General features: G+C 63.3%; 3 protein-coding genes. All 3 read right to left on the bottom strand.

Translation table 11 applies throughout. The annotated features are described in order from the left end of the window. A partial coding sequence (locus ACTXPP_RS13965) for a nuclease-related domain-containing protein (RefSeq protein WP_443342697.1) occupies window positions 1–627 on the bottom strand: 627 nt, incomplete at its 3' end. A 325-nt stretch (window positions 628–952) separates the two neighbouring features. After that, the gene (locus ACTXPP_RS13960; protein WP_443342694.1) at window positions 953–2962 is read right to left on the bottom strand and encodes a DNA/RNA helicase domain-containing protein; all 2010 of its coding nucleotides are present in this window, start codon (window positions 2960–2962) and stop codon (window positions 953–955) included. Between the two features lie 96 nt (window positions 2963–3058). Beyond that, the coding region (locus tag ACTXPP_RS13955; protein WP_443342692.1) for a protein NO VEIN domain-containing protein at window positions 3059–3456 on the bottom strand (398 nt) is incomplete at its 5' end.

Below are 3456 nucleotides of genomic sequence, written 5' to 3'. Positions count from 1 at the left end.
CTTACCGTTGACGTTGTCGAAGTGGTCCCTGAGGAATGCAGTGAATTCTCTGTCTCCCGTGGTGTCGCCGGAGAACAAGCGCTCGGCGTACCACGACCCGGCCGTCCGGAGGGACTGGAGAGCGTCGTTATCCGCGTTGTGGAGGTAGGCGGCGGCGTCGGTGACTGCCTGGTCCGGGTGGAACCCCTCGATGTAGTGCTGGACCATCTGGGCGTATCCGTAGGCCTGGCGCACCGGGTGCTCGACATTGCCGTACCGTGCGGCGATATCCTGCACCCACTCATTCACCGTGTCCCAGGTGGCCGTACTCCACTGCTTCAGCTCGATGACCAGCACGCTCGGCTGACCGTCCTTGTATCCGGACAGCACCACATCGGCTCGACGTCGTCCGTACTGTGGCGGGTTGAACTCAAGGGAGACGTAGACGTTCGTCAGCCCGGCGTTCTGGATGATGTTCGCCATGACGGGGAGGCTGTTCTTCCAGGACCCCTCCTCCCCGGTGTCACTGATCCGTTCGGTGACGTCCTTCTTCCTGTTCAACGACCGGATCAGGTCGTCGATGGCGGCGGGGCGGGTGGCATCGTAGAAGTTCTGTGCGGAATCCATGTAGCGGGATCGCTCAGCCATGTCGGCTCCTTGAGGTGAGTGCTTGTCGTTCTCGGTCTCGTGTCGGCGGATCAGGCGGGAGATCCGGCGGCGGACGAGGCCGTCGAGCAGCGCTCACGGAGCAGGTGGGCGTCCTGAAATCGGACGCCCGGAAGGAGGACGTCCTGCAAAGAAAAAGCGCGATCCGGTGAGGGATCGCGCTGGTGAAGGTCCGGTGGGACACTCAGCACTCCAAGCAGCACGAAAACTCGTGCGACGTGGAGGCATGTCCTGGTGGAAGCCTGTCGGTGTCGCGTGGTGGGTAAAGCGGTGATGGGGGAGCGGCGCGTCAGACGCCGGGGTCAGCTCAGGAGTTGTCCTGGCCGACAAGGTGCTTCAGCACCTCTCGGGTCTGACGGTCCGGTGAGTAGATCACCGTGCCCTGCATCCCGCGGGTCAGCAGCACCTTGTAGATGTGGCGGACCAGAATGTCGAAGTCATGGTCGGAGAGCTTGTTCCGCGAGAGTGCGGGGTCAGCGTTGCCCTCCCGGACCGTGACGAAATCCCCGTCGCGCCACACCATGTCCGGGCCGATGATCACCCCGGACCAGTCGTACTCGAAGCCCTGGGCGGTGTAGACACAGCCGACCTGCTCGAAGCCGCCCTTAGCGGTAGCCCACCGGAAACGCGGCGGGGCCGCGCCGACAGCACGGCTCTCCGGGTTGTTCCAGGGGCGCGTCCAACTGCCGAGCGTGACGTCCTCCCGAAGCTCGGTGTCTCCCTTGGTGACCTTGTTCCAGCGCCAGCAGTAGCCGGCACTGATCCTGGCCGAGTAGCCCTGGTCCATTCTCTGGCGGAGAAGGTCCTCCATCTCCTGTGGAGAATCCGCGACGCTGACTTCCACGTTCGGGTCCACCGGCAGCATCGGCGGATTCGCCGGATTTAGACGCCGGACCTGGATGTGGGAGAGGTCCGCGTAGTCGAGTCCGGCCTTGTTGAGCGAGACGGTGGACTCGAGTACATCGGCGGGGTCCTGGTCAACGCCCGCGACGTCGAGGACGGCGTCCAACCCCAGGACGCCCTCCACCCAGTTGGTGTAGCCGATGCTGCCACCGCACCGGAACTGCTCGGTCAGCTCCACATGGACAACCTCCAGGCCCTTGGCCTCGGCGAAGCGGGTGATCTCGAACAGTGAGCCCATTTCGCCGGGGCGAACCACCTGGTACTCGTCCAGCAGGAACACCGGCGTACGGGCGACGTCGATGAGCTCATCGATCTGCGGGCGGGCAGCGGCGCGTTGTGCGGCGGGGGTGAACCTGTTCGTCGAGGTCTCACGGATTCGGTGCGACTCATCGGCGATGAGGACGTCGAGGGAGTGCTTCTCGGCGTTCGTGAAACTGTTGAAGTACTTGAACAGCTGCTGGGTGGCCTTGTGGCGATGGCCGGCCACCCGTTTGTAGGTCTCGGTGAAGGCGTTGGACCCCGTGGCGTGCATGACACGCTTGCCCTGACGGCTCAGCTCACCGAGGGCGGAAAGGGCGACCACGGACTTTCCGCTTCCGGGGCCGCCGGAGACCACGATCACCCGCTTGTTGTCCGACTTCTGAGCCTGGTCCACGGTGTGCAGGATCAATTTCAGGGCATCGCGCTGGCGGTCCAGCAGGATGAACTCCTCACGCTCCCGGATCTCCGAGGCCGCCTTCTCCAGCAGCAGGCGGGAGGGTGTGAAGCTCGTGTTCTGCAGGTCATCGGCCAGCTGTGGATCAGCTTGGGGCGCCAGGCGTGCGCGGAGGTAGTCGCCGAAGTCGGTGACATCGCCGCCGGTGAACAGCTTCGTGTCAGAGTCGGTGACTAGGTCGTCGAGATCGGCGACGGCGAGGCGGGAGTCCGCATTGTGGAGGTAGACAGCCCCGTGGACCTGCTCGGGGTGATCCTCGAGGATCGTCGCGAAGGAGGTCAGGTAGCTGCGGTAGTCGTCGACCTGCAGGATCGGGTGGCTCCGGGGGGCGCCGAGGGTACCAGGGACATCGACCAACTCCGGATTGTCCTCGAAGGAGTGGGCAGTGGACCACTGCTTGAGTTCGACGATGACGTAGGAAGGCTCACCCGTGGTCGGGTGGGTGCCGGCGAGGATGGCGTCCACCCGCTTGGAAGTCAGCGGGAGCTGGTGTTCCAGCAGTACGGTGACGTCCCCGAGTCCGGCGGCGTTGATCGCCTTCGCCAGTTCGGGAACGCTCTTCTCCCATGAGCGGACCTCGGCGGGCGATGCTGCGCCCAGTCCTTCGAAACTGGCCTGCTGCACCATGTGTTCGGCGAGGTCTCTCGGGTTGGCAAAGCGGGTGGTCAGCTCCGCGGCGCTTGTACGAAGCAGCGGCAAGAATGTCTCCAGGCAGCACGAAATGTCGTGCGACGTGGAGGCATGTCCCAGCGGAAGCCTGTCGGGTCGCTCTTACGACTTTCACAGTACCTTGAGTTAGTGCAGGTCGTCTGGATCTTCCAGAGATCCCTGATCAACGCGGTACTCGAAGGTTTTCGGGGTGAGATCACGGTCCTGTGGAATCCAGTTCCGGTGGATTTTCTTCACTCCCGAAGTGCCAAAGTAGTCCTTGTCGTTGGGATCATCGGTGTCCGCTGAAGGGTCGCTATCCAAGTGAATGCTGTGCACGATGAAGAGATCGGTCCGCCGCCTACGAGCACTCTCCACCTCATTCTTGGTGACAGTGACAGTGCCTGCACCTCCGGTAGTCCCCTTCACCTCCACCACGAGTTCCTCGTTCTTCTTCACGCAGTGGAGGTCGATGGGCTTACCGTGCTCCGTTACTTTCCAACCGAGACGTTTTGGCCCTACCCTCGTTGAGTGGACACCCGATT

This window comes from Candidatus Corynebacterium faecigallinarum (assembly GCF_052264515.1).
Taxonomy (GTDB): Bacteria; Actinomycetota; Actinomycetes; order Mycobacteriales; family Mycobacteriaceae; genus Corynebacterium; species Corynebacterium faecigallinarum.
The sequence above is the reverse complement of the archived record's forward strand: the minus strand, read 5'-3'. Positions and strand labels throughout refer to the sequence as shown.